Below are 24,462 nucleotides of genomic sequence, written 5' to 3' on the forward strand. Positions count from 1 at the left end.
ATACCGGGCCAGTGTTCACAGTCGGGGGTCGACCGGTTCGGACTCGCAGGCGAGCACCGCGAAGACCAGCTCGTGTCGGCGCCACAGCGGTGCGCCGGCGGCCAGCAGATCCAGCGCGGCCAGACCGAGACCGTGTTCGCGCAGCGCCATCGACCGCTTGCGGCCCAACGATCGACGGCGCAGCGCGGCCAGCCGCTCCGGTTCGGTGTACTCCGGGCCGTAGATGATCCGCAGATACTCCCGGCCCCGGCACTTGACGCCAGGCTGCAGCAGCCGGCCGGTGCCGCTGCGGGCGGCCAGTCCGGCGTACGGCTTGACCACCATGCCCTCACCGCCGGCCGCCGTCAGCTCCGACCACCAGTCGGTGGCGTCGGCCACCGCCGCGTCGTCGGCCAGGTCGACCACCCGCCGTCGGGTGGTGGTGAACAGCTGTGGATCGGCCGCCACCAGCGCGTCCGCGCACTCCAGGTGCCAGCCGTGGTCCCGGCCGGCGGGCGAGTGGCCGCTGCGGCCAGCACCGCGAACGGCGCCAACGTCACCGCGTCCGGGTCACCGACGTAGGCCCGGTAGGCGTCGGCGTACCGGTCGACGTCAACGGCCCGCCGGGCCAACCGGGCACGCAGTTGCCCGACCGGCAGGCCCCGACCGGCGGCGGCGTCGAGTACGTCCAACGCAGCGGGCAGCGCGGCCCGGCCGGCGGCGGCGACGCTGGCGTACTGGTCGCGGATCAGCCCGAGCGCCTTCGCCGACCAGGGCAGCAGCTCGCAGTCGAGCAGCAGCCAACCGGCCGGCCCGGCACCGGTGGCCAGCCGTTGCCACAGCCCGGCGGCCTCGGCCGCAGTCCGGATCCGGGACAGCAACGCGTCGGTCCGCTCACCTGAGGTGAAGAACGGCCGCCCGGTCCGGGTGTGCACCACCCCGCCGCCGTGGCCGAACAGCGGGTCGCCCGCCGGGTCGCGGCAGACCAGCACCACCGCCCGGGATCCCATGTGCTTCTCCTGGCAGACCACCCGGTCGACACCGGCGGCCCGGTAGTCGGCGAACGCCTCCGCCGGATGCTCCAGGAACCCGTCCCGGGTCGACGTCGAGCAGGGAGCCATGGTCGGCGGTAGCCAGACCAGCCACCGGGGATCCACCGCGAAACGACTCATCACCTCCAACGCGGCGGCCGCGTTCTCCGCCGGGACCGTCGTGGTCCCGTAGCCGTAGTCGATGTGCCGGCGGCCGGTGACGTCACGCAGGTCCAGCACGTCGTCGGGGCGGTCCGTCCCAGGTCCGGTGCCGTCGGCGGCACCCGGCTCGGCCGTCAGCGGCCGCATCGGCGGGTAGTACTCGCGGTCGGCCGGCACCGAGACGAGATCCCGCGACGGGTAGCGCAGCGCGGTCAGCCGGCCACCGAAGACGCAACCGGTGTCGATGCAGATGGTGTTGTTCACCCAGTCGGGGCGGGTAGTCGGGGTGTGCCCGTAGACCACGGTGGCGGCACCCCGGTAGTCGCGGGCCCACGGGTAGCGCACCGGCAGGCCGTACTCGTCGGTCTCACCGGTGGTCTCCCCGTACAGCGCGAAGCCGCGCACCCGGCCGGAAGCCCGGCCCTGGTATTCGGCCTTGAGCCCGGCGTGCGCCACCACCAGCGCACCGCCGTCGAGCCGGTAGTGGCTGACCAGGCCGTCGATGAACTTGACGACCTCGTCGGTGAACCCGGCCGGTTCGGCGGCCAGCTGCTCCAGGGTCTCGGCCAGCCCGTGCGACACGGTCACCTTGCGGCCCCGCAGCTTGCGCAGCAGCTTCTGCTCGTGGTTGCCGGGCACGCAGAGCGCGGTGCCGGCCCGCACCATCCCCATCACCAGGCGCAGCACGCCGGGCGAGTCCGGGCCGCGGTCGACCAGGTCACCGACGAAGACCGCGGTACGCCCCTGCGGGTGCCGGGCGTCGATCGGTCGGCCGGCGTCGTCGCGGTCGAGCGCCCAACCCAGCTTCGTCAGCAGCGCCTCCAGTTCGGCGCGGCAGCCGTGCACGTCACCGATGATGTCGAACGGCCCGGTCAGCTCCCGCCGGTCGTTGTACAGCCGGGTCAGCCGGATCTCGGCGGCGTCGATCTCGTCGGTGCCGCGCAGCACGAACACGTGCCGGAAGCCTTCCCGGGCCAGCCGGCCGACCGAGCGGCGCAGATCACGCTGCATCCGGGTGATCACGTGTCGGCCGAAGGCGCGGTCGACCCGGCCCTGGGTCCGTTCCCAGCAGAGCTGCTCGGGCACGTCGAGCACCACCGCGACCGGCAGTACGTCGTGTTCCCGGGCGACGGCGACGAGCCCGGCCCGGGCATGTTCCTGCAGGTTGGTGGCGTCGACCACAGTGAGCCGGCCAGCCCGCAGCCGCTTGCCGGCGACGTAGTGCAGCGCGTCGAAGGCGTCCGCCGACGCCGACTGGTCGTTCTCGTCGTCGGCGACCATTGCCCGGAAGGTGTCCGAGGAGAGCACCTGGGTGGCGGCGAAGTGCCGGCGGGCGAAGGTCGACTTGCCGGAGCCGGAGACACCGACCAGGGCGATCAGGGCGAGTTCGGGGATCTCCAGTACGGTCACCGGGCACCCCCGGCGCCCGCGCCGTTCGGGCCGGTGCTGTCCGGGCCGGCGTCGTCGCGGGTGAAGACCGCCAGTTGGGTCGGCGGCCCCACGTCCGGATCGACCTGGCCGACCGGCCGGAACCCGACCCGGTAGCCGTACGCCGCGGCGACCCGGCCGGCCCAGTCGGCGAACTCGGCGCGGGTCCACTCGAACCGGTGGTCCGGGTGCCGCAGCGCGCCCGCGGCGAGGCCTTCGTAGCGCACGTTGTACTCCACGTTCGGGGTGGTCACCAGCACGGTTGCGGGGCGGGCGTGGCCGAAGACCGCTTCGGCCAGCGCCGGCAGCCGGGGCGGGTCGAGGTGCTCGACGACTTCCATCAGTACGGCGGCGTCGTAGCCGCGCAGCCGGTCGTCGCGGTAGGTCAGCGCCGACTGCCACAGCCGTACCCGCTGCTGCTGGCGCGCCGGGAGCCGGTCCAGTCGCAGCCGCCGGGCGGCCAGCTCCAGCGCCCGGGCCGACACGTCGGTGCCGACGATCTCGGTGAACCGGGGCTGGGCGAGCAGTTCGGTCAGCAGTGCACCGCCGCCGCAGCCCAGGTCGAGCACCCGGGTGGCACCGGCCTCGGCCAGCGCGGTGAGCACGGCGGCCCGGCGGGTCGCTGCCAGCGGTCGCGGCCGGACCGCCGCCGGCAGCCCCGCGTCCTCGTCGGCACCCGGGTCGGCGTCGGCACCCGGGCCGGCGTCGGCCAGCCGCAGCTCGGCGGCCCGCGCCTCGGCGAGCCGGTCCTCGGCGCGTCGGGCGAGCACCCGGCGGTGGGCCAGGTAGCGCCGGGTGATCAACCGGCGTTCCGGGTGGCCGGCCAGCCAGCCCTCGCCGGCCCGGATCAGCTTGTCCAACTCGTCCGGGGCGATCCAGTAGTGCTTGGCGTCGTCCAGCACCGGCAGCAGCACATACAGGTGGTTGAGCGCGTCGGCGACCCGCAGCGTGCCGGTCAGGGTGAGGTCGACGTAGCGGCTGTCCCCCCACTGCGGGTAGCGCTCGTCCAGTGGGATGGGCCGGGCAGTCACCGTCCAGCCGAGCGGGCTGAACAGGCGCTCGGCGAGGGCGGCGCCGCCCCGGCAGCGCAGCACCGGCACCCGGATGGTCAACGGCAGGGCGGTGCCGGGCAGCTCGGGGCGGTCCCGGCTCTCACCGCGCAGCGCGGACCGGAACACCTTGGCGAGGGCGGCGGCGAGCAGGCTGGACGCGGCGTACGGCCGGTCGTTGACGTACTGGCCGAGGGTGAAGCTCTCCGGCATCGCGGCCGTGCGCCGGCCACGGCGCGGGCCGCCGGCGGCGAGCCGCGCCGGGTCGACGTCGAGCAGCAGCGCGGCGGTGCAGCGCTGCTCGGTGGCCTCCGGGTAGAACACGTGCGCCGTGCCGGTGGGTACGTCGAACGACTGCATCCGGTCCGGATGTTTGACCAGCAGGTAGCCGAGGTCGGTGGCGGGCCGGTGGGTCGTCGTCACGGTCATCAGCACCCGGGTGATGGTGCCAGCCGGCCGCCACCGGTCGACACCGGTCGACACCGGTTATCGCTGATGCGCGGTTTCCGTCTTATCGCGGATGCGTGGCGGCCGCTCCGACGCGGTCAACGGTCAGCGGTAGCCGTCGTCATCATCGAGGTCGACGATGCGGGACTGCTCGACCGCGTCCCAGTCGTCGACCTCCAGACCGCGGTGCACCTCGGGCTGCTGCTCGACCGGGTTGGCCACGACCGACTGCTCGACCGCGTCGTCGGCGGGCGCCTCCGGGTCACGTTCCTCGGGAGCGAGGTGGTCCCCTGGGGCGATGTCCTCGTCCGGGTAGGTCATGTCTCGCCTCCGTTCGTTCGTCCGTACCGGTGCTCCCACCACGGTACGGGTCAACCGGGGTGCCCGCCGACCACCGTCCAAGATAAGAGGCTTGTCCGTTTTTGTGGCGCAGTGGTTTACTCCGGGTGGCAGGATGGCAGTATGGGATTCCTGATCAGGCTCGCGGTCAACGCGGTCGCCCTGTGGATAACCACGCTGATCGTGCCCGGCATCGACGTCACCGGTGACACCGCGACCAACAACGCGCTGACCCTGGTCATCGTGGCGCTGATCTTCGGACTGGTCAACGCGGTCCTCAAACCGGTCATCAAGGTCGTCGGCTGTGTCTTCTACCTCCTCACCCTCGGCCTGTTCGCACTGGTCGTCAACGCCCTGCTCTTCCTGCTGACCGACTGGCTGGCGCAACAACTGGACCTGCCGTTCGCCATCGACGGGTTCTGGCCGGCATTCTGGGGAGCGATCGTCATGGCCGTCGTCGGCTGGCTGATCAGCCTGGTCATCCCCGACAAGTACGACCGCCGCTGACCGTGCCCACAGACAGGGCCGATGTCGCAGGCCCACAGACAGGGCCGATGTCGCCGGGGCAGTGCCGCTGCGGGATACTGCCTAGCGGAGGACAGCGCGGTCCAGCGCAGTGAGCTGAGCATGGAATCCGGCCCGTCGACGGGCCGAACCGGTACAAAGGAGCGTTCGAGATGCCCATCGCCTCTCCCGAGGTCTACGCCGAGATGCTTGACCGCGCCAAGGCCGGCGCGTTCGCGTACCCCGCCATCAACGTCACGTCCTCGCAGACCCTCAACGCCGCGCTGCAGGGCTTCGCCGAGGCGGAGAGCGACGGCATCATCCAGGTCTCCACCGGTGGTGCCGAGTACCTGTCCGGCCCGACCATCAAGGACATGGTCAGCGGCTCGCTGGCCTTCGCCGCCTTCGCCGAGGAGGTGGCCAAGAAGTACCCGGTCAACATTGCGCTGCACACCGACCACTGCCCGAAGGGCAAGCTCGACGGCTTCGTCCGCCCGCTGCTGGCCGCCTCCAAGGAGCGGGTCGCCGCCGGTGGCGCGCCGCTGTTCCAGTCGCACATGTGGGACGGCTCCGCCGTACCGCTGAAGGAGAACCTGGAGATCGCCACCGAGCTGCTGGCCGAGGCCGCCGCCGCCAAGGTCGTGCTGGAGATCGAGGTCGGCGTCGTCGGCGGCGAGGAGGACGGCGTCGTCGGTGCCATCGACGAGAAGCTGTACACCACCGTCGAGGACGGGCTGGCCATGGTCGAGGCGCTCGGTCTCGGCGAGAAGGGCCGCTACATGGCGGCGCTCACCTTCGGCAACGTGCACGGCGTCTACAAGCCGGGCAACGTCAAGCTGCGGCCGGAGATCCTCAAGGAGATCCAGGACGCGGTCGGCGCCAAGTACGGCAAGGAGAAGCCGCTCAGCCTGGTCTTCCACGGCGGCTCCGGCTCGCTGCTGGAGGAGATCCGGGCCGCGCTGGACTACGGCGTGGTGAAGATGAACATCGACACCGACACCCAGTACGCCTTCACCCGCCCGGTCGTCACCCACATGTTCACCAAGTACGACGGGGTGCTGAAGATCGACGGCGAGGTCGGCGACAAGAAGTCGTACGACCCCCGGGCCTGGGGCAAGGCGGCCGAGGCCGGGATGGCCAAGCGGGTCGTCGACGCCTGCGAGCACCTGCGCTCCACCGGCACCACGCTGGCCAAGTAACACCCACCGAACCACTCGCCGCGCGGCCGGTCCCGTACCCCGGGGCCGGCCGCGCGTCGCCGTCGTACGAACCACACCGGTAGGATCTACCGATTCAGAGTGGTCCGCTGCGGAGGTCGGTCGTGCTCGGCATCGATGGGTACGAGCCACAGTGGTGCCACGACGCCGCGACGCTCGCCGCCGCCCACCGGGCCCGGTTCTCCCGCATCATCGGACGCCCACTGGTCGACACCTGGCTGATGTGGGACCTCGACCTGGATACCTGGTACGCAAACGGCCCGGTCATCCTCGGCTTCGGTGACGTCAACGTCGAGGTCACCCACCGCAAGTTCGACGAATGCGCGATCACCTGGAACCAGGTCGACATGTCCATGCCGCTGGACCTGCCCGGCCTGCGGCTGGACTGGCACAGCGACCGGCATCCGGCGCCTCTGCCGGCCCGGGGCCGACCGCTGCGGGCGGTCAACGTGATCGAGCGGATCATGCCGTCGCACTGGCGTCCGCACGTGCTGCACGCCGTCGAGTTCCTTTTCGACGGGGCCCGGTTGGCCGTACAGAACGCCCTCGACGAGAACGGCCTGTCCGCCGAGCCCGACGTCGAGCTGCCGATCGTCGCCTGGCGCCGCCGCCCCGTCGCCTGAGCCCACCGATGCTTGGCCCGACCCCGCCGACGGGCTTGACCCGGACCTTGGGGCCGACCACAGCATGACCCTTGCCGGTCGACCACGGCCGGCACGAGGAGGGGCACGATGCGGCTGCTCACCATCGGCGCGTTCGCCCGCGCCGCCGGACTGACGGTCAAGGCGTTGCGGATCTACGCCGACACGGGGCTGCTCCGGCCGGCGGCCGTCGACCCGGAGTCCGGCTACCGCTACTACCGGCCGGAGCAGCTGGAGCTGGCCCGGTTAATGGCCCGGCTGCGGCGTGGCGGGATGCCGCTGCGCCGCGTTCGGCAGGTCTGCGCGCACTGGCCGGACGACCCGGTGGCCGTCGCCGGGGAGATCGCCCGCTGGTGGTCGGCCACCCAGGCCGAGACGGCGGCCAGGGAACAACTCGTGACCAGCCTCGTCGCGGAACTCCAGACGAGGAGAACGACAATGACCGACCGACCGGCAGGCTTCGGCCTGCGTAGCGCCGTCCGTACCGACATCGGCCGGGTGCGGACCAGCAACGAGGACCGGGCGTACGCCGGACGCCGACTGCTCGCGGTCGCCGACGGTGCCGCCGGCCCGGGTGGGGCGCAGGCCAGCAGCGCGGTGATCAAGGCGCTCGCGCAGCTCGACACCGGACCGTCGGATGCGCCGGGCACGGTCCTGGCGGATGCGCCGGGCACGGCCCTGGCGGACGCGTACCGCGCCGCCGACGACGCGATCCGCCAGGTGGGTGCCGGCACGGGTGCGTCGCCGGTCAGTACGGTGACCGCGTTGCTGCAGGTCGGCGACCGGTTCGAGCTGGTGCACGTCGGCGACACCCGGGCGTACCGGTGGCGGGGCGGCGCACTGACCCGGCTCACCCGCGACGACAGCTACGTGCAGGCGCTGGTGGACGCCGGCCGGCTCGACCCGGCGCTGGCGCTGGCACACCGGCGGCGGGCGCTGCTCACCCAGGCGCTGGACGGCACCGGGACGGCGAAACCGGCGTACGCGGCGCATCGGATCGTCGCGTACGACCGGTATCTGCTCTGCTCCGACGGGGTCTGGGCGGTGGTGCCCGACGACGACCTCGCCGCCGCGGTCGCCGCCGGGCTCGACCCGGCCGAGACGGTACGCACGGTGATCGACCTGGCGTACCAGGCGGGTGCCCCGGACAACGTCGCCTGCGTCGTCGCCGACGTCGTGCCCTGAGCCGAAGGTCAGCTCGACCTGGTGACCTGGTGCGGTACGACCGGCGGCAGCGCGTCGGCGGTGAGCAGCGCGACCGCCTCGTGCACGTCGTCGGTGAGCCGGATCAGCGGGGACAGGTCGCCGGCCGGGGACAGCGCCAGCAGCGGCGCCAGCATCGCCTCGACCGGCAGGGTCTGGGTCCAGAAGGCGCGGTCCAGGAAGACGTACGGGCCGCTGGCCCCGTCGGTGCCGTAGAACGTCTTCGTGGCCGCCTGGAACACCTCCTGCACGGTGCCGGCCCGGCCCGGCGCGAACACGATGCCGCCCCGGGCCAGCCGCAGGATGGTGTCCTCCCGGACGGCGTTGCAGAAGTACTTGGCGATCCGGCCGGCGAACAGGTTGGCCGGTTCGTGCCCGTACAGCCAGGTGGGGACGGCGAGCCCGCCGGCCCGCGCCCAGCCGGAGCCGGCGTCGTCGGTCACCGCCGCGTCGATCGGGTACCGGTCGCGGACCGCCAGCGCCGCGGCGGTGTACGGCTGCTGGTCGGCGTAGTCCGGCGCGCCGGCCAGCAGGTCGATGGCGTCGGTCAGCTCCTCTGCGTCGTGGCTGCTCAGGTACGCGCCGAGGTTCGCCGCCTCCATCACGCCCGGTCCACCGCCGGTGACCACCAGCCGGCCGGCTCGGGCCAGCTCCCAGCCGAGCGTGGCGGCCAGTCGGTACGCGGAGGTGCCGCGCGGCACCGCGTGCCCGCCCATCACCCCGATCACCGAGGCCGGCCCGTACCGGTCGATCCAGGTCCGGGTGGCGTCGGTGAGCGCGTTGTCGATGCCGTGGTCGTGCAGCCGCTGGGCCAACGCCTCCCGGATCTGCGGCTGGGCACCGCCGTGTCGGCGGAAATGCCGGTAGACCAGGTTGTCGTACATTCTGTCGGCACCGTGCTCGGCGAAACCGGCAGCCAGGTCGGCCGGGGTGTACAGCCGGGGCGGGTGGCTCGGGTACGGCCGCCCGGCGAACGGTGGGACCACGTGCGCGCCCCGGCGCACCAGCTCCGCTTCCGCCGCCGCCGACGGGAACGAACAGCCCAGGAACAACGTGTCGGTGAGGTCGATGTCGGTCAGGTCGGGCACCGGCGGTACGTCGAGCTGCAGTCCCTGCACGGTCAGCCCGGCCAGGCTGCCGGCGCGCAGATGATGGTCGAGCTCGGCGCGGGACTCCACCTCGTGCGGGGTGGAGTCGTAGTCGCCGGACAGCGCTGCGGGAGGTGGCGTGGGCATCCGGCCATTTTTCCGTACCGCCGCAACCGGCGGGGCGTGGCGCAGCGAAGCCCGGTCGTACAGCGAAGCCCGGTGGCACGAGGCCACCGGGCTTCCCAAACCGGTTCCTGGGGAGGCTCCGGACCTCTATTTCTAGTCGAGTACCGGCATCGGCACACCCGCCGCACGCGTGACGAAGGACTCATCCGTTCAGACACCATGTCGCTGCGAATACAGGTTGAATGGGCAAAATGCAGAACCTGTTGCCCGAACCGCCGGCCACCACGCTGCCCGGCGACGAGCAGGCCGAGGCGGCTCTTGCCGAGGCTGCCCAGGTGGACACCGAGGAGGCGTACGCCGCTGCCGCCGGCCGCCACCCCACCTACAGTCGGGCCTGGGCGGTGCTCGCCCAGCGTGCGTTCACCAGGGGCGAGGTCGTCGCCGCGTACGCCTACGCCCGCACCGGCTACCACCGGGGCCTGGACCAGCTGCGCCGCAGCGGCTGGAAGGGGCACGGCCCGGTGCCCTGGTCGCACCGGCCGAACCAGGGTTTCCTGGCCTGCCTGCACCTGCTGTCCCGGGCGGCCGGCGAGATCGGTGAGAGCGACGAGGCCGCCCGGTGCGCGCAGTTCCTGCGGGACTGCGACCCGGCCGCCGGGGACGCTCTCGCCAGCAGTTGACGGCTCAGAGCCCTTCGGCCACCGCCGAGGCGATCTTCAGCCATGCCTGCCGGAACGTCGCGGACAACTGCCCGTACCGGATCGGTTCCCCGCTGTCGATGATCCGCTCGTACGGTGCCAGCAGCACCGTACGGGTGCGGGCGGCGAAGTGCCGGTGGATCGGCGCCAGGTCGATCTCCCGGCGGGACGGCGGCATGGAGATGACGGTGACCGCCTGGCGGACCAGCCGCTGCCGGCCGGTCTGCTCCAGGTGGTCGAGCATCCGGGCGGCCGGCTCGGCGGAGTCGTTGCGGGCCGACATGGTCACCACGAGCTGGTCGGTGGCGTCGATCGCCGCCTGCCAGTTCTGTGCCCGTACGTTGTTCCCGGTGTCCACGAAGATCAACTTGTAGAACCGGCTGACCACCTCACGGATCTCGGCGAACGCGGCGGCGGTCAGCATCTCGCCGGCGGTGGCCGACTCGTCCGAGGCGAGCACGTCGAACATGCCTTCGCCCTGCGCCCGCACGTACTGCGACAGGTCGCCGACCCGGCCGTGTGACCCCTGGAACAGGCGCAGGTCGCGCAGCATGTCCCGGACCGTACGGGAGTGGAAGTCCTGCTGGGCGCGCATGCCGAGGGTGCCCTGTGTCTCGTTGTTGTCCCAGGCCAGCACGTAGCCGCCGCGCTTCTGCCCGAACGTCATGGCCAGCATCAGGATGGCGACGGTCTTGCCGGCCCCGCCCTTCGGGTTGACCACGGTGACCTGGCGCAGCCCACCGAAGTTGCGGCGCACCATTTCGACGTCCCGCCGGATCTCCTGCTCGTGCTGCCCCGGCGGCAGCTTGACCAGGCCCAGCGTGGTCCGGTTGAGCGCGGCCCGGACCCCCATCGTGGCGACCGGGTCGGCCGGTTTCGTCGCCCGCCGCAGGGCGAACTCCTCGGCGGTCGGCACGAACGACTCGGGTGTCCAGCCCGCCGGCAGTTGGCTGCCGTCGGCCGACGGGCTGGCCTGCTGGTGCGTCGGCGCGGCCGGCTGCCGCAGGGGATCCTGGTACGCGGGACCCTGCTGGGTGGGACCTTGCTGCACCGACCCGAGCACCCCGGGCGGCACCGGGTAGCCCGAGTCGAACATCGCCGACCGTGGCGGCGGCACCGGAGCGTCCGGCACCGGAGGCGACGGCATCCGGTGCACCCCGGGCGCTTCCTGGTACGGCTGTCGGGGCAGCTCGGTCACGCCCGGACTCACCTGCTGGTACGCCGACGCCGCCGGAGTCTGGGTAGGCGCTGGCGCTGGGGGTGACCAGGCTCCGCTGTCCGTCGGGGTCCAGTCGTCCCAGCCGGCTGCCGACACCGACGCGGCTGCCGACACCGGGCCGGCGGCGGGCGGGGCCCACGGGTCGGCGGGCTGGCCCGGCGCGGGTTCCGTCACCTCTTCCCGAGGCTCACTCGGCCGGCCGGGGCCGGTTGGCCCAGGCGGCGGTAGTGGGGGCGGCGTCGGCGTCTGACCGGGTGGCGGGGCGGGCCGGCTGGGACCAGGATGCGGCTGGCGGGGGTGGGTCGGGCCGGGCCGGGGCGGTGTCGGGTGCGGCCGGCCGGGCGCCTCCGACGTGGGCGCGGCAGCCTCCGACGTGGGCGCGGCCGCGTCCGCCGGCGGTACGGGTTGCTCCGCCAACGGTACGGGCTGCTCCGGTGACCGCCGGGGAGCCGGCGGCACGGCACCGGACGGACCAGCATCGCCGCCGGTGCCACCGTCGCGGGCGGTGCCCCCAGAACCAGCAGCACCGGTCGAGCGGCTGGTCAACCTGCTGGGTGGCTGCGCCCACGGCGACGCCGGCGAATGCGGCAGCTCCGGGTCGCGGTCGGCGGGCAACCGACCGTTGCCGGCCGTCCTGCCGTTGTCGGGCCGGACCTCGGCTCCGGACGTCACCGTTGGGATGACCGGTACCGCGATGGTCTGATCGTTGCGGGGAGTGGCCACGACCTCGTCCGGCGGCCAGAACGGCTCCTCCACCTGGCCTCCGTCAGCGTCGGTCGAACGCCCCGGATCGGTGTTGTCGTGCACTGCGTAGTACCCCCCTAGCCCCCCACGGACAACCCGAGGATGTGCAGGTCAGTCGCTACTTAGCGTCGCATACCAGGTCAGTATGTGTACACGGCCCAGGCGCCTGGTTCCACCCACCAGGAGCGTTTCCGGGTCAAGCCGCCCGCCACCCCGTCATCCAGGAACGGTAGTTCGCCGTCGCGCGGGGTGACCGCCGCCGCGCGACCACGGGCCCGGCGGATCTCGATGCGTACCCGCTCGCCGCGCCACCACGACCTGGTCTTCACCGGCACCGCCACCGCCACCTCCAGCACCCCGTCCGCCGGGTCCGCTCGGGCCACCAGTTCCACCTCCGCCAGCCGGGCGTATCCGTCGGCGTTCGCCACCACGCAGGCCAACAGCGGGTCGTTGCCCGCGCTCAGTACGGCGTCATCGACCTCGATCCGTCCGCGCCAGGGTAACGGGTGGTCGTGCTCGTCGGCGGCACCCAGCAGCGCGCCGTCCAGGGTCACCGAGCCACCGTCGGTACGCAGCAGGTCCAGCCGCCGCTGCCGGCCGCCGAGGACCGCGGCGGCGACTGCGGCCGGCTCCCTGGGCAGGGCGAGCCGGCCGGCCAGGTCGGCCGGCGGGATACCGGTTGCGCTTGCCCGTCGGGTGTCGGTGCCGGGGTCGAGCGGCAGTACCCCGATCGCCGGCAGGTCCGGCAGGGTCCGGGAGTCGGCCAGGTCGGCGGGTCGCCGGCTCGGTGGCGGGGCGTAGCGGCGTACCATCCGGCGCAGCACCGCCCGCAGCTGCCCGTCGGCGGCCGTGGCGACGATCAGCCGGGTCTTGCCGTCGTCGTCGGGCCAGGTCAGACCGTCCGGCCGGGCCGGGCCGTCCAGTCGTGCGAGGACGTCGTCGATCTCCCGGTCCGAGCGTGCGGTCACCGTCTCGACCCGCGCGCCGGCGGCGACCAGCGCGTCCCGGCAGGTCAGCACCGGCACCCGGACCGGTTCGGCGCAGTCCGGCTTCGCCCGGGTGAGTGCCGTGCCGCAGCTGACACCGCAGCCGCCGTCGCAGCCCGCGTCCGGCTGGCTGCCGAGTGTCAGCAGCACCACGTCGTACACCGTCGCCGCCTTCCGCCGATCTCTGCGGCCACGTCCACCAGGTTCGTGACCCTTGTTAGCCTGACTCCTCGGGCTTGCCACGCGGTCGCCACCTGGCACCCGAGCCCCATGGAGGCGGGTTACACAAAGATGCCAGCGATCGTGCTGCTCGGCGCGCAATGGGGTGACGAGGGCAAGGGCAAGGTTACCGACCTGCTTGGCGAGCGGGTCCACTACGTGGTGCGGTTCTCCGGCGGCAACAACGCCGGGCACACCGTGATCACGCCGGACGGGCAGAAGTACGCCCTGCACCTGATGCCGTCCGGTGCGCTCTCCCCGAACGCGATGATCATCATCGGTAACGGGGTGGTGGTCGACCCGAAGGTCCTGCTGACCGAGATCGACGGCCTCGCCGAACGCGGCGTGGACGTCTCCCGGCTGCGGATCTCCGGCGACGCGCACCTGATCATGCCGCACCACCGGGCGCTGGACAGGGTGGTCGAGCGCTACCTCGGATCGTCGCGGATCGGCACCACCGGGCGCGGCATCGGGCCGGCGTACGGCGACAAGGTGGCCCGGATGGGCATCCGGGTGCAGGACCTGCTCGACCCCGGCATTCTGCGCAAGAAGCTCGAGCTGGCGCTGCGGGAGAAGAACCAGATCCTGTTCAAGGTCTACAACCGCAAGGCGCTCGACCTGGACGCGGTGGTCGAGGAGTACCTGGCGTACGCCCAGCGGCTGCGTCCGCACATCGCCGAGACCCGGGCGATCCTCTGGGACGCCCTCGACCGGGGCGACACGGTGCTGCTGGAGGGCGCGCAGGCCACCATGCTCGACATGGACCACGGCACGTACCCGTTCGTGACCTCGTCCAACCCCACGTCGGGCGGGGCCTGCGTGGGCACCGGCATCCCGCCGACCGCGATCACCAAGGTGATCGGGGTGACCAAGGCGTACACCACCCGGGTCGGCTCCGGGCCGTTCCCGACCGAGCTGTTCGACGCCGCCGGTGACCATCTGCGCAAGATCGGTGCCGAGTACGGCACCACCACCGGTCGGGAGCGTCGCTGCGGCTGGTTCGATGCGGTCGTCGGCCGGTACGCCGTACGGCTCAACGGCATCACCGACCTGGTCGTCACCAAGCTCGACGTGCTGACCGGGCTGGCGAAGGTGCCGATCTGCGTCGGCTACGAGATCGACGGCGAGCGGTTCGACGACATGCCGATGACCCAGACCGGCTTCCACCACGCCACGCCGATCTACGAGGAGCACGACGGCTGGTGGGAGGACATCACCGCGGCCCGCACCGAGGCGGAGCTGCCGGTCAACGCCCGGCGCTACATCGCCCGGATCGAGGAGCTGTGCCGGGCCCGGGTCAGCGTGGTCGGCGTCGGTCCCGGCCGGGAGGAGAACGTGGTACGCCACGAGCTGCTCTGAGCCGTACCGTCGGCTCTGAGCGGTACCCGTGCCCCCGGCACGCGGATCCTCAGAGAATCCTCAGATCTCCGCCAAGCGTGGCGGAGCATGCCTGCTTCATGATCGAACCGGACCCGAACGTCCGCCGGTTGCCACCAGCGCCGGCGGCGGGGCACCGTTCCCGGTATTCGATTGATAGTAACTGATAGCAGGGAGTAAGGCAGTGAGCCGGCTGTACGGCGATCCCAATCGCGTGCGAGACGCGATGGAGGCCACCCCCACCCCGACCCCTCCGACCGGCATCCCCCCGATGACCTTGGCCCGCTGGACCCTGTGGGGTGTGCTGGCTGCCAACCTGTTGATCCTCGAAGTGGCCTTCTTCGCGTACGGCCAGGGCAAGCACCCGGTGCTGACCGTCGCCAAGTTCTTCGGCCTGCACGCCGCCATGATCATGATGCTGCAGCTGACCCTGGTGGCCCGGATTCCCTGGCTGGACCGGCGGCTCGGGATGGACCGGCTCACCGCTTGGCACCGGTGGATCGGTTTCGGTCTGTTCTGGACCGTGATGCTGCACGCCGTGTTCGTGATCGCCGGCTACGCCACCCTGTACGACATGGGCTTCGGCGAGACGTTCCTGAGCCTGGCCGGGGTGACCGCCTCGCTGCTCGGGATGATCGCCGCCGGCATCATGATCGTCGTGGTCGGGGCCTCCATCCGGTACGCCCGCCGCCGCCTGCCGTACGAGGCCTGGCACAGCCTGCACGTGCTGATCTACCTCGCGCTGCTGGCCGGCCTGGTGCACCAGTTCATGGAGACCACCACCTTCGACTCGGCCCCGGCCAACATCTACTGGTGGACACTGTGGGCACTGGTGATCGGGTCGCTGATCGTCAACCGGGCGATCGTCCCGCTGTGGCGCAACGCGTACCACCAGTTCCGGGTCGCCGCCGTGGTGCCCGAGGCCGACAACGTGACCTCGGTGTACGTCACCGGCCGGCATCTGGACCGGCTGCCGTCGCGCGCCGGGCAGTTCTGCATCTGGCGGTTCCCCGGTCACAACCGCTGGTGGCAGGCGAACCCGTTCTCGCTGTCGGCGGCACCCGACGGACGTTCCCTGCGGCTGACCGCGAAGGCCGCCGGCAAGACCAGCGCCGGGCTACGGCACCTGAAGGTCGGCAACCGGGTCTTCATCGAGGGGCCGTACGGCGCATTCACCAACCTGCACCGCAAACTGGACAAGACCCTGCTGGTCGCCGGTGGCGTCGGGGTCACCCCGATCCGGGCGCTGCTGGAGGAGTCGGGCGGTTCGACGGTGGTGCTCTACCGGGCGGCCAAGGAGACCGACGCGGTGCTCCTCGGCGAGCTGCAAGGGCTGGCCGCCGCGCAGGGTGCGCAGCTGCACGTGCTGACCGGGCGCACCGGGTCCGGGTCGCCGCCGAACCGGCCGTTCGACCCGGAGAACCTGCTCGCACGGGTGCCGGACATCACCGAACGCGAGGTGTTCGTCTGCGGGCCGCCGGCGATGACCACCGCCGTCGTCGACAGTGTCCGGGCCATCGGCGTGCCGAACGCCCAGATCCACGCCGAACGCTTCGGTCTGGGCTGAACCCTGAGGGGTTTGGGCTGAACCCTGAGGCTCAGCCCTTCCTCAGAGAATCCTCAGATCTCCATCACGCGCCGTGTCCGGTCGCGGCCCGATGATCGTAGGACCTGTCGGCGGGTCGGCGGGTTCGACCCGGAAGGGCGAAACAAGGGTGAGCGACAGCGACGGCACCAGCGCGATCGTGATCGGGGCGGGAATCGCCGGTCTGGCCACCGCGCGGGTGCTGAGCGACCACGTCGATCGGGTGACGGTCCTGGAACGGGACCGGCTGCCCGACGACGCGGTGCCACGCCGGGGCGTCCCGCAGGGCCGCCACGGCCACCTGCTGCTGGCGGCCGGTCGGCGGCTCCTTGACGGCTGGTTCCCCGGGCTCACCGGGGAACTGGCCGCCGCCGGTGCCGTCCCACTGCACGGCGCCGACCTGGTGTGGCATCAGGGCGGCGGCTACCGGGCCCGTCCCGACCTCGGGTTCCTCGCCATGTCGGCGAGTCGGCCGCTGCTGGAGGACGCGGTCCGTCGGTGCCTGCTGCGGCAGCGGCGCAACGTGACCGTCGTCGACCGGACCGCGGTCGACGGCCTGGTCGTCGCGACCGGCCGGACTGCCGGCGCCCGGATGCTCGGCGCCAGCGTCGACGATGCCCGGGTCACCGGTGTCCGGGTGGACGGGGTCGAGCACCGGGCCGACCTGGTCGTCGCCTGTACCGGGCGCAACACCCGCTTCCTGGACCAGTTGGCCGAGCTTGGCTTCCCGGCACCGGAGGTCGCGGCGGTACGGGTCGACGCGGCGTACGCGTCGCAGCTGGTCCGGCGGGGCCCGGATGACCTCGACGGTGCCCTCGCGGTCGTGGTCGACGACCGGGCCGGCGGCCACCGGACCGGCACCATGGTGCCGGTGGAAGGCGACCGCTGGCTGATCACCATCGGCTCCCGGCACGGGGAGGTGCCGCCGAGTGACCCGGTCGAGTTCGAGAACTTCGCCCGGGAGCTCCCGTCACCCACCATCGCCGACGTGCTGACCAAGGCCGAAGCGCTCAGCCCGGTGCTGACCCACCGGATCGCCACCGATCAGCGCCGGCAGGTGGAACGGCTGCGCCGTACCCCGGCCGGATTCCTGGTCCTGGGCGACGCGATCTGCAGCCTCAACCCGATCCACGCGCAAGGTGTGACCTCCGCCGCCCGGCAGGCTCGGGCGTTGGACCGGGCGCTGCGGCGGTACGGGCCGACCTCGCCACGGCTGGCCGGTGCCTTCTACCGTCGGGCCGGCCGGGCGGTCGACGCACTGTGGCGTACCGCCGTCGGAGCCGACTTCGCCGATCCCCGGACCACGGGCCACCGGCCGGTCGGTACCGGTCTGGTCAACCGGTACCGGAACCTGGTGTCCCGGGCCTGTCACACGTCGCCGGTGGTGGCCCGGCAGGCGCTGCTGGTGCAGCATCTGCTGGCCCGGCCGGTGTCGTTGGCGACTCCGGCGATGATGCTGCGGGTGCTGCTGGCCGTCCGACATCGGCCGGGCCGGCCACCGGAGAGCACACTCTCCGGTGGCCGGCCCGGCCGCGGATCGACCAGTGGCGGCGGCCGCCGGTCGGGATCAGCGGCGACGGCCAACCGGGCCGATCAGTAGATCGTCACGTCGTACTCGTCGACCGCCTCGCGCACCGGCTGGTAGAAGGTCGTGCCGCCGGTCCGGCAGTTGCCGCTGCCGCCCGAGGTGAGGCCCAGCGCGGTCGACCCGGAGTAGAGCGGGCCGCCGGAGTCGCCCGGCTCGGCGCAGACGTTGGTCCGGATCAGACCGCGGACGACCCCGCTGCCCAGGTAGCGGACCCGGGCGTTGAGCGCGGTGACCGTACCGCTGTGGGTGCCGGTGGTCGAACCGGTGCGGGTCACCGACTGCCCGACGAAGGCGTCGCCGACGCTGAACCCACCCGGGTGGCTCTGCGCCGGGTTGTCGTAGCGGACCAGCGCGTAGTCGTCACCGGGGAAGCTGTAGTCGATGGTCGGGCCGATCAGGTTGGTCTGCGCGGAGTTGCTGTACCAGGTGCTGACCACCTCACCGCAGTGCCCGGCGGTGAGGAAGTAGTAGGTGCTGCCGCGTACGGCGTTGAACCCGAGCGAGCACCGGCCGCCGCTGCCGTAGATCGGGTCGCCGGACGAGACCAGCCGGGTGAAGACGCCGGACGTACGCTCGACCCGGATCGCGCTGGCCTTGCCGCGTGCGGCCAGCCGGATCTTGGCGATCTCGGCGCGGGAGACGCTGCTGTCGGCGGTCACCACGACGCGACCGGAGGCGCTGTCGACGTGCCAGGCGATCCCTTCGACGCCGGAGGCTTCCACCAGGTCGCTGACCTGGGCTAGTTCGCTGGCGGTGTAGACGACCGGGGCGGCTGCCCCGGCGGATGGCAGGGCGAGCGCGCCGGCGGTGACTACGCCGACGGCGACGGCGAGCAGCCGGGTGGCCCGACTGGTCGTGTGGCTGAGCCGCACTGTTCCCTCCTGAATGTGACTGGGGATCTCAGGCTTACTGGATATTGACAGTTTTGTTGTGTGTCGATGCTGATGCAAGCGCTAACATGGCAAAATTACTTAGACAATAGCAAATATGAAAAACAATCCTGGCAGTTGTCTGACTTGGCGGCGTCCCGCTTTGGTCAGAAGGTGGTCCGGTCGGGGTCGGCGATTCGGTCCAGCACGGTCGTCCAGGTGGTACGCAGCGCCCATGGCCGGCCGACAGCTGCCTCACCGCTGTCCGGCCAGTGGATGTCCGCGCGGTCCTGGGGGTGGACGTTTGGCACGGGAGGGCGGCATCGGGCGATCATGTCGCCCTCTGGTCTGGTGTCCAATGAATGTCTGACACTGACCGTCTCCTGCTTGAATTTGCGACCATTCCACAACCGTGGACCCTGGTAACGTTCCGGGGCGACACAGATCGATTCTTGTCGATCATGGTGTTCCTGTGTCGATCCAGTTCTTCCTCGAGAGGATCACGGATGTCCCGTCCCGCCCGCCTCACCCGGCGCGCCCTCGTCGCAGCGATCACCGGCGCCCTCGTCGCCACCCTCACGCCCGGCACCCCGGTCTCGGCCGCCGACCGACCCTTCATCTACCAGGTAACCCCCGGCACCGCGCAGTGGCGCGCGCTGAGCAGCCACCAGGAGATGGTCGACGCCGTACAGATGCCGGACAAGACCGCCGCCGCCTTGCGGACCCCGCTGCTCGTCGACGCCGTCCTGGCGTACCCGCTGCTGCCCGACGCCCTGGCCTTCAACAGCGTCCAACAAGGCTTCGAGACCGTCACCGCACGCTTCACCGGACTGCAGGAACTGCTCCGCCGCCCCGACGCCGGCCAGGAACTGCTGAAGCGCTACCGGACCCTGAACCTTGCGGCCCGCCCCGGTGAGACGCTCGATGAAGCAGGTGACCGGGTCATGACCGCATGGAAACTGGAAACCGTCCTCGCCCAGCCGCAGGTGCTGGCCACCCTGACCACGGCGCAGTCCGCGGAGTTGCTGCACGTCGGACTCGCCGTACACCGAGCCAAGCAGGCCGACGCCAAGACGTACAGCCAGGCCAGCCTGGAACCGACCGCGGTGCTGCTGGGCCGCACGCTCGCGATCCGGGAAGGCTGGGACTGGACCCGCTCGGAGTTGCTGCGGGAGGGCCTGCAACTGCGGCCGGGCGCGGTCGAGACCACCGTTGCCGCCGTACGGGCACACCTGGCCGATCCCAGCGTCGCGCACCCGGTCAGCGACGACGTCGGGACGCTGGACTACTACAGCACCGTCTACACCCCCAACGGCACCCCGGTCACGGTGATCACCAGGACGTACGAGCTGACCAGCGCCGAGATCACCAACGGCAACAACTACGTGGACAGCTTTTATCCGTCGGCCACCCGGGAAAGCAACGCCTCGCGCATGTACAACTGCCACTCATACGCCTGGTACAGCACTTCCAGCGCGAACAACCGGTGGATGAACAGCCCCGGTGACGACCAGTACTGGCTCGATGGCAGCTACACCCGCTGGCACCCGCCGTACATCTGGTTCTCCAGCATGAAGCTGTCGTACGCCAGTGACGATCACTCCGGCATCTGGGTCGGCACCAGCAGGTACGTACGGTCCAAGTGGGGTCAGCTGCCCCTGATGTACCACTACTGGAACTACTCCCCGTACAGCAGTGCCACCACCAACTCGTACTTTCCGTCCTGACCGACCTGCGGAGCCTGATTGGCAGCAGTGACGTGCCTGGCGGGAACGGATCCCGCCAGGCACGTGGTGCTTGCCGACCGTCGACCGGCCCGGTCGCTGCTACTCGTAGCGCAGCGATTCGACCGGATCGGCCCGGGCCGCCCGCGACGCCGGCAGCGTGCCGGCCAGGAACGCGATCGCCATCACCAGCAGGATGATCATCGCGATCGGGGCCGGCTCGAACGCGATCAGCGTCAGTCCGGGCAGGTCCGACAGGAAACCGTCGGCCAGCGCGCTGCTGATCGCCGTACCGGCCACGATCGCCAACACCGCACCGATCGCGCTACCAAGGAAACCGATGACCGTGGCCTCCAGGCTGAACAGGCCGAACACCTTGCCGGAGCCCATGCCCATCGCCTTCATCAAGCCGATCTCGCGGGTGCGCTCCTGCACCGACATGAACAGGGTGTTGACGATCCCGAAGCTCGCCGCCAGCAGCGCGATCACCGCGAAGGCGTTGAGCACCCAGACGATGCCGTCGATGACGGTCCGGAACGCCCCGAGTTGGTCGGCGACCGTGCTCCCGGTGTAGCCGGCGTCGGCCAGTCGATCCTTCAGCGCGTCGATCTGCTCGTCGGTCGCGGCGGGGTCGAACCAGATGCTCGCCTGGGCGTACCGCTGCGCCTCGACGGCGGGGATGCCGGTGTTCTGCGCGTCGAACAGCGCGTCGGTCAGCGCGTCGTTGGGCACGATGCTGGCTCCGGCCGGGGTCGCCAGGGTCTCCTCGGCCACCCCGACGATCGTCGCCTCGATCACCTGCCGGGTGCGCTCGGCGTCGGTGACCGCGATCGAGACGGTCTCGCCGAGCGCAGCCGCCTCGTCGGCGAAGCCGAGGGGTTCGACGTACGACGTCGGGAGTGCGAGCTGCGGCTGGGCGGACGAGTTGTCCGGCTCGGCCCCGGCCGCCAGCGGCGTCTGCTGCCCGGCGACCAGCCCGCCGACGTCGACGACGTAGCGCGTACCGTCGCCGACCTGGATGTAGTCAGCGCTGATCGACCTGGTGGGCTGCACGTCGAGCACACCTTCGATGTCGGCCAGCGCTTCGAGATCCGCCGGGGTGAGCGCGACGACCGTCTGCCCGGGTGGCCCGGCCTCCCCGCTCGACACCGTGTCCGGGTCGTACTCGGCCGGCCCGGCGTCGGCGGTGCCGAACCCGTCGCCCTGCTCGGAGGTCTTCACGACCGTCATGACGTCAGAGGCGCCGATCGCGGTCACCGTGTCGTCGATGTACGCGTTGATGCCGGTGCCGAGCCCGCTGGTCAGGGTCAGGGTGAATGCGCCGATGAAGATCGCCAGGATCGTCAGCAGCGTGCGGGTCTTGGACCGGAAGGTGTTCGCGGTGGCCGAACCGACCAGGTCGGAGATCTTCATGCCGGCACCGCCGCCGAGTCGCTGACCAGCTGACCGTCCCGGACGAGGATGCGGCGGTCGCAGCGCGCCGCGAGCTCCTCGTCGTGGGTGACGACGATCAGGGTGATGCCGTTCTGCCGGTTGAGGCCGAAGAGAATGTCCTCCACCACCGTGCCGGTCGCGGAATCGAGGTTGCCGGTGGGCTCGTCGGCGAAGATGATCCGCGGATTGTTCACCAGCGCCCGCGCGATCACCACGCGTTGTTTCTGCCCACCGGAAAGATTCGCGGCCTTGTTCTTCGCCTTGTCAACCAGCTCCAGTTGCTCCAAGGCGGCCATGCCGCGCCGTCTGCGCTCGGTGCGCCCCACGCCGGCGATCTTCATCGGAAGCATGACGTTGTCGAGCACCGAGATGTTCGAGGTGAGGAAGAACTGCTGGAAGACGAACCCGAAGGTCTTGTTGCGGGTCTGGTTGAGCCGGCTGCCCCGCAGCGTACGGGTATCGACGCCGCCGAGCATGATCGAGCCCGACGTTGGCGCGTCCAGCAGCGCGAGAATGTGCATCAGGGTCGACTTGCCCGACCCGCTCTTGCCGAGGATCGCGACGCTTTCCCCGTCATGTATGTCGAAGTTTACTCCCTTCAACGCGTCGAAGCTGTTCGCGCCCCGGCCGTACGTTTTCTGTACGTTGACAGCCGAGATGACAGGGCTTTCCATCGGACTCCTCGTATTCGCCGACCAGGCCGCTTTCCGGCTGGTGTCTCCATCGTCGTCAACGGCCCGGCCCGCCGCGTCACTCTGCGGCGGGCACCCGCGTACCGCGTGCGCGGTATCGGGGATTACCGCGACAGGTGGACCTGCCCGGTCACGGCGGCCGGCAGACTGGGGCCATGACGACCACTACGGCCGGGCCGGCGGACCCGAGACATCGGCGTCCGCGCGTACCGCCGTGGGTCGGTGACCTCGTCGCGGCGGTGATCATCGTCGCGACGGCGCTCACCCCGTTCAAAGTCCCCGAGCATGAGCAGGCCGGACCGGTCACCGTCGCCCTGGCGATCGTCCCGGCCGTGCTGCTGCCGCTGCGGCGGCGCTGGCCGCTGCCGGTGCTGGCCGGCTGTATCGCGGTCTACGGTCTGGTGGCGGCCACCGGGGCGCTGGAGCCGGGCGTGGTGCTCGCGGTGTCGATCGCTATGTTCGGCGCGGCGAACCGCACGGACCGGCGGACCACGCTCACCACAGCCTGCGCCGCCGTTGTCGCGACGACCCTACTCAACCTCCTGACGGCAATCGGGAGCGTGTTCGATCCCCGGGCGTTCCAGGTCATCGTCCTGGTCGCGTTCGCGGCCGCCGCTGGCGACGCCACCCGGTCCCGGCGGGAGTACCTGCTCGCTATCCTCGAACGCGCCGAGCGTGCCGAACAGACCCGCGAATCGGAGGCCCGTCGACGGGTGACCGAGGAACGGCTGCGGATCGCCCGTGACCTGCACGACGTCGTCGCTCACCAGATCTCGGTGATCAGTTTGAACGCCGGGGTGGCCTCGTCGGCGCTGCAGACCCGCCCTGACCGGGCCCAGCAGTCGCTCGGCGTCATCCGGGGCGCGGCCCGGACCGTGCTCACCGAGATCGGCGACCTGCTGCGGGTGCTGCGGACCGAGGACGACGACCCGGCCAACGGGGCGGCGACCGCCCCGCAGCCGGGTATGCACCGGCTCGACCAGCTGGTCGCCGGGTTCACCGGGGCCGGGCTCCACGTGTCGCTGCGTACCGACGGGGATCTGTCGGCGGTCACTGGCGCGGTCGACGTGGTCGCCTACCGGGTGATCCAGGAAGGCCTGACCAACGCCCATAAGCATGGTGCCGGGCATCGCGCGCATGTCCAGGTCGAGGTCGACCCTGACCGGATCCACGTGATGGTCACGAATCCGGTGTCCGGCCGGTCGGCCGACGACCGGCCCGAGGTGCCCAGCAGCGGGCACGGACTGGTCGGTCTGCGGGAACGGGTCGCCTCGGTCCGTGGCGTCGTCGAAACCGGCCTGTCCCCGGGCGGCTACCGGCTCGCCGCCACCCTGCCGCTACCCAAGGAGGAACCCCGGTGACCAGCGTGCTCGTCGTCGACGACCAGCCACTGATCCGCCAGGCCGTGACCGACATCCTGACCGACCACGACGAGATCAGCGTCGTCGGCGAAGCCGTCAACGGTACGCAGGCCGTCGGGCTCGCCGGGTCGCTGCGTCCCGACGTCGTACTGATGGACATCCGGATGCCGCAACTCGACGGCATCGGCGCGACGGCGGCCATCTGCGCCGACCCGGCGCTGGCCGACACCCGGGTGCTGATCCTCACCACGTTCGAGGAGGACGAGTACCTGGTGGCGGCGCTGCGGGCGGGTGCCAGCGGCTTCATCGGCAAGGGTGCGGAGCCGGAGGAGATCGTCCGGGCGGTCCGCGCGGTGCACGCCGGTGAGGCGCTGCTGTCGCCGGCCGCGACCCGCAGCCTCATCGAGCGGTACGTGCTGCCAGGCCACGCACCGGCCGCAGCGGTGAGCCGGCCGAATCCGGCCAGCGAGGCGCTCGACCAGTTGACCGACCGGGAACGCGAGGTGCTGCTGCTGGTCGCGCGCGGCCGGTCGAACCAGCAGATCGCCCAGGACCTGGTGATCTCGCCGCACACGGCGAAGACCCACGTCAACCGGATCATGACCAAGCTGTACGCGCACGACCGCGCCCAGTTGGTCATCCTCGCGTACGAGAGCGGCCTGCTGACCCCCGGCCTGACCTGAGTGCCGAGGCGTCTGTCGGAGATCTTGCACCGTGCTGCCCGGGTCCGCCTTGTGGTCCGTGGACTGGCC

The 24,462-nt window shown here is 71.3% G+C and carries 20 protein-coding genes and 2 pseudogenes; 12 read left to right on the forward strand and 10 right to left on the reverse strand.

Annotated features, from left to right (window positions below):
- Positions 1–15 precede the first annotated feature (15 nt).
- The 3 genes and pseudogenes from O7610_RS22660 to O7610_RS22670 all read right to left on the reverse strand — a co-directional run bounded on the left by O7610_RS22660 (position 16) and on the right by O7610_RS22670 (position 4,417).
- Positions 16–2,582: pseudogene (locus O7610_RS22660) on the reverse strand (polynucleotide kinase-phosphatase).
- On the reverse strand, positions 2,579–4,084 hold the full coding sequence (locus tag O7610_RS22665; RefSeq protein WP_289213668.1) for a 3' terminal RNA ribose 2'-O-methyltransferase Hen1: 1,506 nt from the start codon (positions 4,082–4,084) through the stop codon (positions 2,579–2,581). The pseudogene O7610_RS22660 and the gene O7610_RS22665 overlap by 4 nt, the downstream one beginning before the upstream one ends.
- Positions 4,085–4,201: 117 nt before the next feature.
- Positions 4,202–4,417, reverse strand: a complete 216-nt coding sequence (locus tag O7610_RS22670) for a hypothetical protein (protein WP_123606506.1) — start codon at positions 4,415–4,417, stop codon at positions 4,202–4,204.
- A 141-nt stretch (positions 4,418–4,558) separates the two neighbouring features.
- On the opposite strand from O7610_RS22670, the gene O7610_RS22675 reads away from it, so the two are divergent.
- From O7610_RS22675 to O7610_RS22690, 4 genes are all read left to right on the forward strand, one after another.
- Positions 4,559–4,942, forward strand: coding sequence for a phage holin family protein (locus O7610_RS22675; protein WP_123606505.1), 384 nt, complete (start codon positions 4,559–4,561; stop codon positions 4,940–4,942).
- 170 nt (positions 4,943–5,112) lie between these two features.
- Positions 5,113–6,138, forward strand: a complete 1,026-nt coding sequence (fbaA, locus tag O7610_RS22680) for a class II fructose-bisphosphate aldolase (RefSeq protein WP_281552461.1) — start codon at positions 5,113–5,115, stop codon at positions 6,136–6,138.
- Positions 6,139–6,260: 122 nt separating this feature from the next.
- Positions 6,261–6,779: a hypothetical protein gene (locus O7610_RS22685; protein WP_278172659.1), complete on the forward strand. Its 519-nt coding sequence runs from the start codon at positions 6,261–6,263 to the stop codon at positions 6,777–6,779.
- Between the two features lie 108 nt (positions 6,780–6,887).
- Positions 6,888–7,982: a MerR family transcriptional regulator gene (locus O7610_RS22690; RefSeq protein ID WP_281552462.1), complete on the forward strand. Its 1,095-nt coding sequence runs from the start codon at positions 6,888–6,890 to the stop codon at positions 7,980–7,982.
- An 8-nt stretch (positions 7,983–7,990) separates the two neighbouring features.
- On the opposite strand, the gene O7610_RS22695 is transcribed toward O7610_RS22690, so the two are convergent.
- On the reverse strand, positions 7,991–9,235 hold the full coding sequence (locus O7610_RS22695) for an LOG family protein (RefSeq protein WP_289211795.1): 1,245 nt from the start codon (positions 9,233–9,235) through the stop codon (positions 7,991–7,993).
- Between the two features lie 230 nt (positions 9,236–9,465).
- Between O7610_RS22695 and O7610_RS22700 the strand changes: the two genes are divergently transcribed.
- Positions 9,466–9,894, forward strand: a complete 429-nt coding sequence (locus tag O7610_RS22700; RefSeq protein WP_281552464.1) for a DUF3151 domain-containing protein — start codon at positions 9,466–9,468, stop codon at positions 9,892–9,894.
- A gap of 4 nt (positions 9,895–9,898) precedes the next feature.
- Here O7610_RS22700 and O7610_RS22705 read toward each other — a convergent pair.
- Positions 9,899–11,353 (reverse strand): annotated as a pseudogene (locus tag O7610_RS22705) (MinD/ParA family ATP-binding protein); the annotation flags it as partial.
- 283 nt (positions 11,354–11,636) lie between these two features.
- Here O7610_RS22705 and O7610_RS22710 point away from each other — a divergent pair.
- Entirely contained in the window at positions 11,637–11,834 is a 198-nt protein-coding gene (locus O7610_RS22710) for a hypothetical protein (protein ID WP_281555824.1), read from the forward strand.
- 181 nt (positions 11,835–12,015) lie between these two features.
- Here O7610_RS22710 and O7610_RS22715 read toward each other — a convergent pair whose 3' ends face one another.
- A complete protein-coding gene (locus tag O7610_RS22715; protein ID WP_281552465.1) occupies positions 12,016–13,023 on the reverse strand; it encodes a hypothetical protein in 1,008 nt (335 codons plus the stop codon).
- A 129-nt stretch (positions 13,024–13,152) separates the two neighbouring features.
- Between O7610_RS22715 and O7610_RS22720 the strand changes: the two genes are divergently transcribed.
- The 3 genes from O7610_RS22720 (at position 13,153) to O7610_RS22730 (ending at position 17,642) form a co-directional block, all read left to right on the forward strand.
- A complete protein-coding gene (locus O7610_RS22720) occupies positions 13,153–14,439 on the forward strand; it encodes an adenylosuccinate synthase (protein WP_281552466.1) in 1,287 nt (428 codons plus the stop codon).
- Between the two features lie 232 nt (positions 14,440–14,671).
- Positions 14,672–16,024: a ferredoxin reductase family protein gene (locus O7610_RS22725; protein WP_278172652.1), complete on the forward strand. Its 1,353-nt coding sequence runs from the start codon at positions 14,672–14,674 to the stop codon at positions 16,022–16,024.
- A 148-nt stretch (positions 16,025–16,172) separates the two neighbouring features.
- Complete coding sequence (locus O7610_RS22730) at positions 16,173–17,642, forward strand: NAD(P)/FAD-dependent oxidoreductase (protein WP_289211796.1); 1,470 nt, start codon at positions 16,173–16,175, stop codon at positions 17,640–17,642.
- Here O7610_RS22730 and O7610_RS22735 read toward each other — a convergent pair.
- On the reverse strand, positions 17,636–18,502 hold the full coding sequence (locus tag O7610_RS22735) for a S1 family peptidase (RefSeq protein WP_281552469.1): 867 nt from the start codon (positions 18,500–18,502) through the stop codon (positions 17,636–17,638). The genes O7610_RS22730 and O7610_RS22735 overlap by 7 nt on opposite strands.
- A 164-nt stretch (positions 18,503–18,666) precedes the next feature.
- Entirely contained in the window at positions 18,667–18,810 is a 144-nt protein-coding gene (locus O7610_RS22740) for a hypothetical protein (protein WP_281552470.1), read from the reverse strand.
- 195 nt (positions 18,811–19,005) lie between these two features.
- Here O7610_RS22740 and O7610_RS22745 point away from each other — a divergent pair, with 195 nt between their 5' ends.
- Positions 19,006–20,226: a hypothetical protein gene (locus O7610_RS22745; RefSeq protein ID WP_281552471.1), complete on the forward strand. Its 1,221-nt coding sequence runs from the start codon at positions 19,006–19,008 to the stop codon at positions 20,224–20,226.
- Positions 20,227–20,325: 99 nt separating this feature from the next.
- Here O7610_RS22745 and O7610_RS22750 read toward each other — a convergent pair whose 3' ends face one another.
- Together O7610_RS22750 and O7610_RS22755 are read right to left on the reverse strand one after the other, a co-directional pair.
- Positions 20,326–21,636, reverse strand: coding sequence for an ABC transporter permease (locus O7610_RS22750; RefSeq protein ID WP_289211797.1), 1,311 nt, complete (start codon positions 21,634–21,636; stop codon positions 20,326–20,328).
- Positions 21,633–22,331: an ABC transporter ATP-binding protein gene (locus O7610_RS22755; protein ID WP_281552473.1), complete on the reverse strand. Its 699-nt coding sequence runs from the start codon at positions 22,329–22,331 to the stop codon at positions 21,633–21,635. The genes O7610_RS22750 and O7610_RS22755 overlap by 4 nt, the downstream gene beginning before the upstream one ends.
- A gap of 173 nt (positions 22,332–22,504) precedes the next feature.
- Here O7610_RS22755 and O7610_RS22760 point away from each other — a divergent pair, with 173 nt between their 5' ends.
- On the forward strand, positions 22,505–23,710 hold the full coding sequence (locus O7610_RS22760; protein WP_289211798.1) for a sensor histidine kinase: 1,206 nt from the start codon (positions 22,505–22,507) through the stop codon (positions 23,708–23,710).
- Positions 23,707–24,393, forward strand: a complete 687-nt coding sequence (locus O7610_RS22765; RefSeq protein ID WP_289211799.1) for a response regulator — start codon at positions 23,707–23,709, stop codon at positions 24,391–24,393. Before O7610_RS22760 ends, O7610_RS22765 begins: the two co-directional genes overlap by 4 nt.
- Positions 24,394–24,462: the final 69 nt, after the last annotated feature.

Source organism: Solwaraspora sp. WMMA2065 (assembly GCF_030345075.1).
Taxonomy (GTDB): Bacteria; Actinomycetota; Actinomycetes; order Mycobacteriales; family Micromonosporaceae; genus Micromonospora_E.

Bases quoted from the DNA above. Each gene is read 5' to 3' on its own strand.
- O7610_RS22695 (WP_289211795.1), bottom strand. From the start codon at position 9,235: ATGCCCACGCCACCTCCCGCAGCGCTGTCCGGCGACTACGACTCCACC.
- O7610_RS22720 (WP_281552466.1), top strand. From the start codon at position 13,153: ATGCCAGCGATCGTGCTGCTCGGCGCGCAATGGGGTGACGAGGGCAAG.
- O7610_RS22690 (WP_281552462.1), top strand. From the start codon at position 6,888: ATGCGGCTGCTCACCATCGGCGCGTTCGCCCGCGCCGCCGGACTGACG.
- O7610_RS22755 (WP_281552473.1), bottom strand. From the start codon at position 22,331: ATGGAAAGCCCTGTCATCTCGGCTGTCAACGTACAGAAAACGTACGGC.
- O7610_RS22760 (WP_289211798.1), top strand. From the start codon at position 22,505: ATGACGACCACTACGGCCGGGCCGGCGGACCCGAGACATCGGCGTCCG.
- O7610_RS22750 (WP_289211797.1), bottom strand. From the start codon at position 21,636: ATGAAGATCTCCGACCTGGTCGGTTCGGCCACCGCGAACACCTTCCGG.
- O7610_RS22745 (WP_281552471.1), top strand. From the start codon at position 19,006: ATGTCCCGTCCCGCCCGCCTCACCCGGCGCGCCCTCGTCGCAGCGATC.
- O7610_RS22700 (WP_281552464.1), top strand. From the start codon at position 9,466: ATGCAGAACCTGTTGCCCGAACCGCCGGCCACCACGCTGCCCGGCGAC.
- O7610_RS22670 (WP_123606506.1), bottom strand. From the start codon at position 4,417: ATGACCTACCCGGACGAGGACATCGCCCCAGGGGACCACCTCGCTCCC.
- O7610_RS22675 (WP_123606505.1), top strand. From the start codon at position 4,559: ATGGGATTCCTGATCAGGCTCGCGGTCAACGCGGTCGCCCTGTGGATA.
- fbaA (WP_281552461.1), top strand. From the start codon at position 5,113: ATGCCCATCGCCTCTCCCGAGGTCTACGCCGAGATGCTTGACCGCGCC.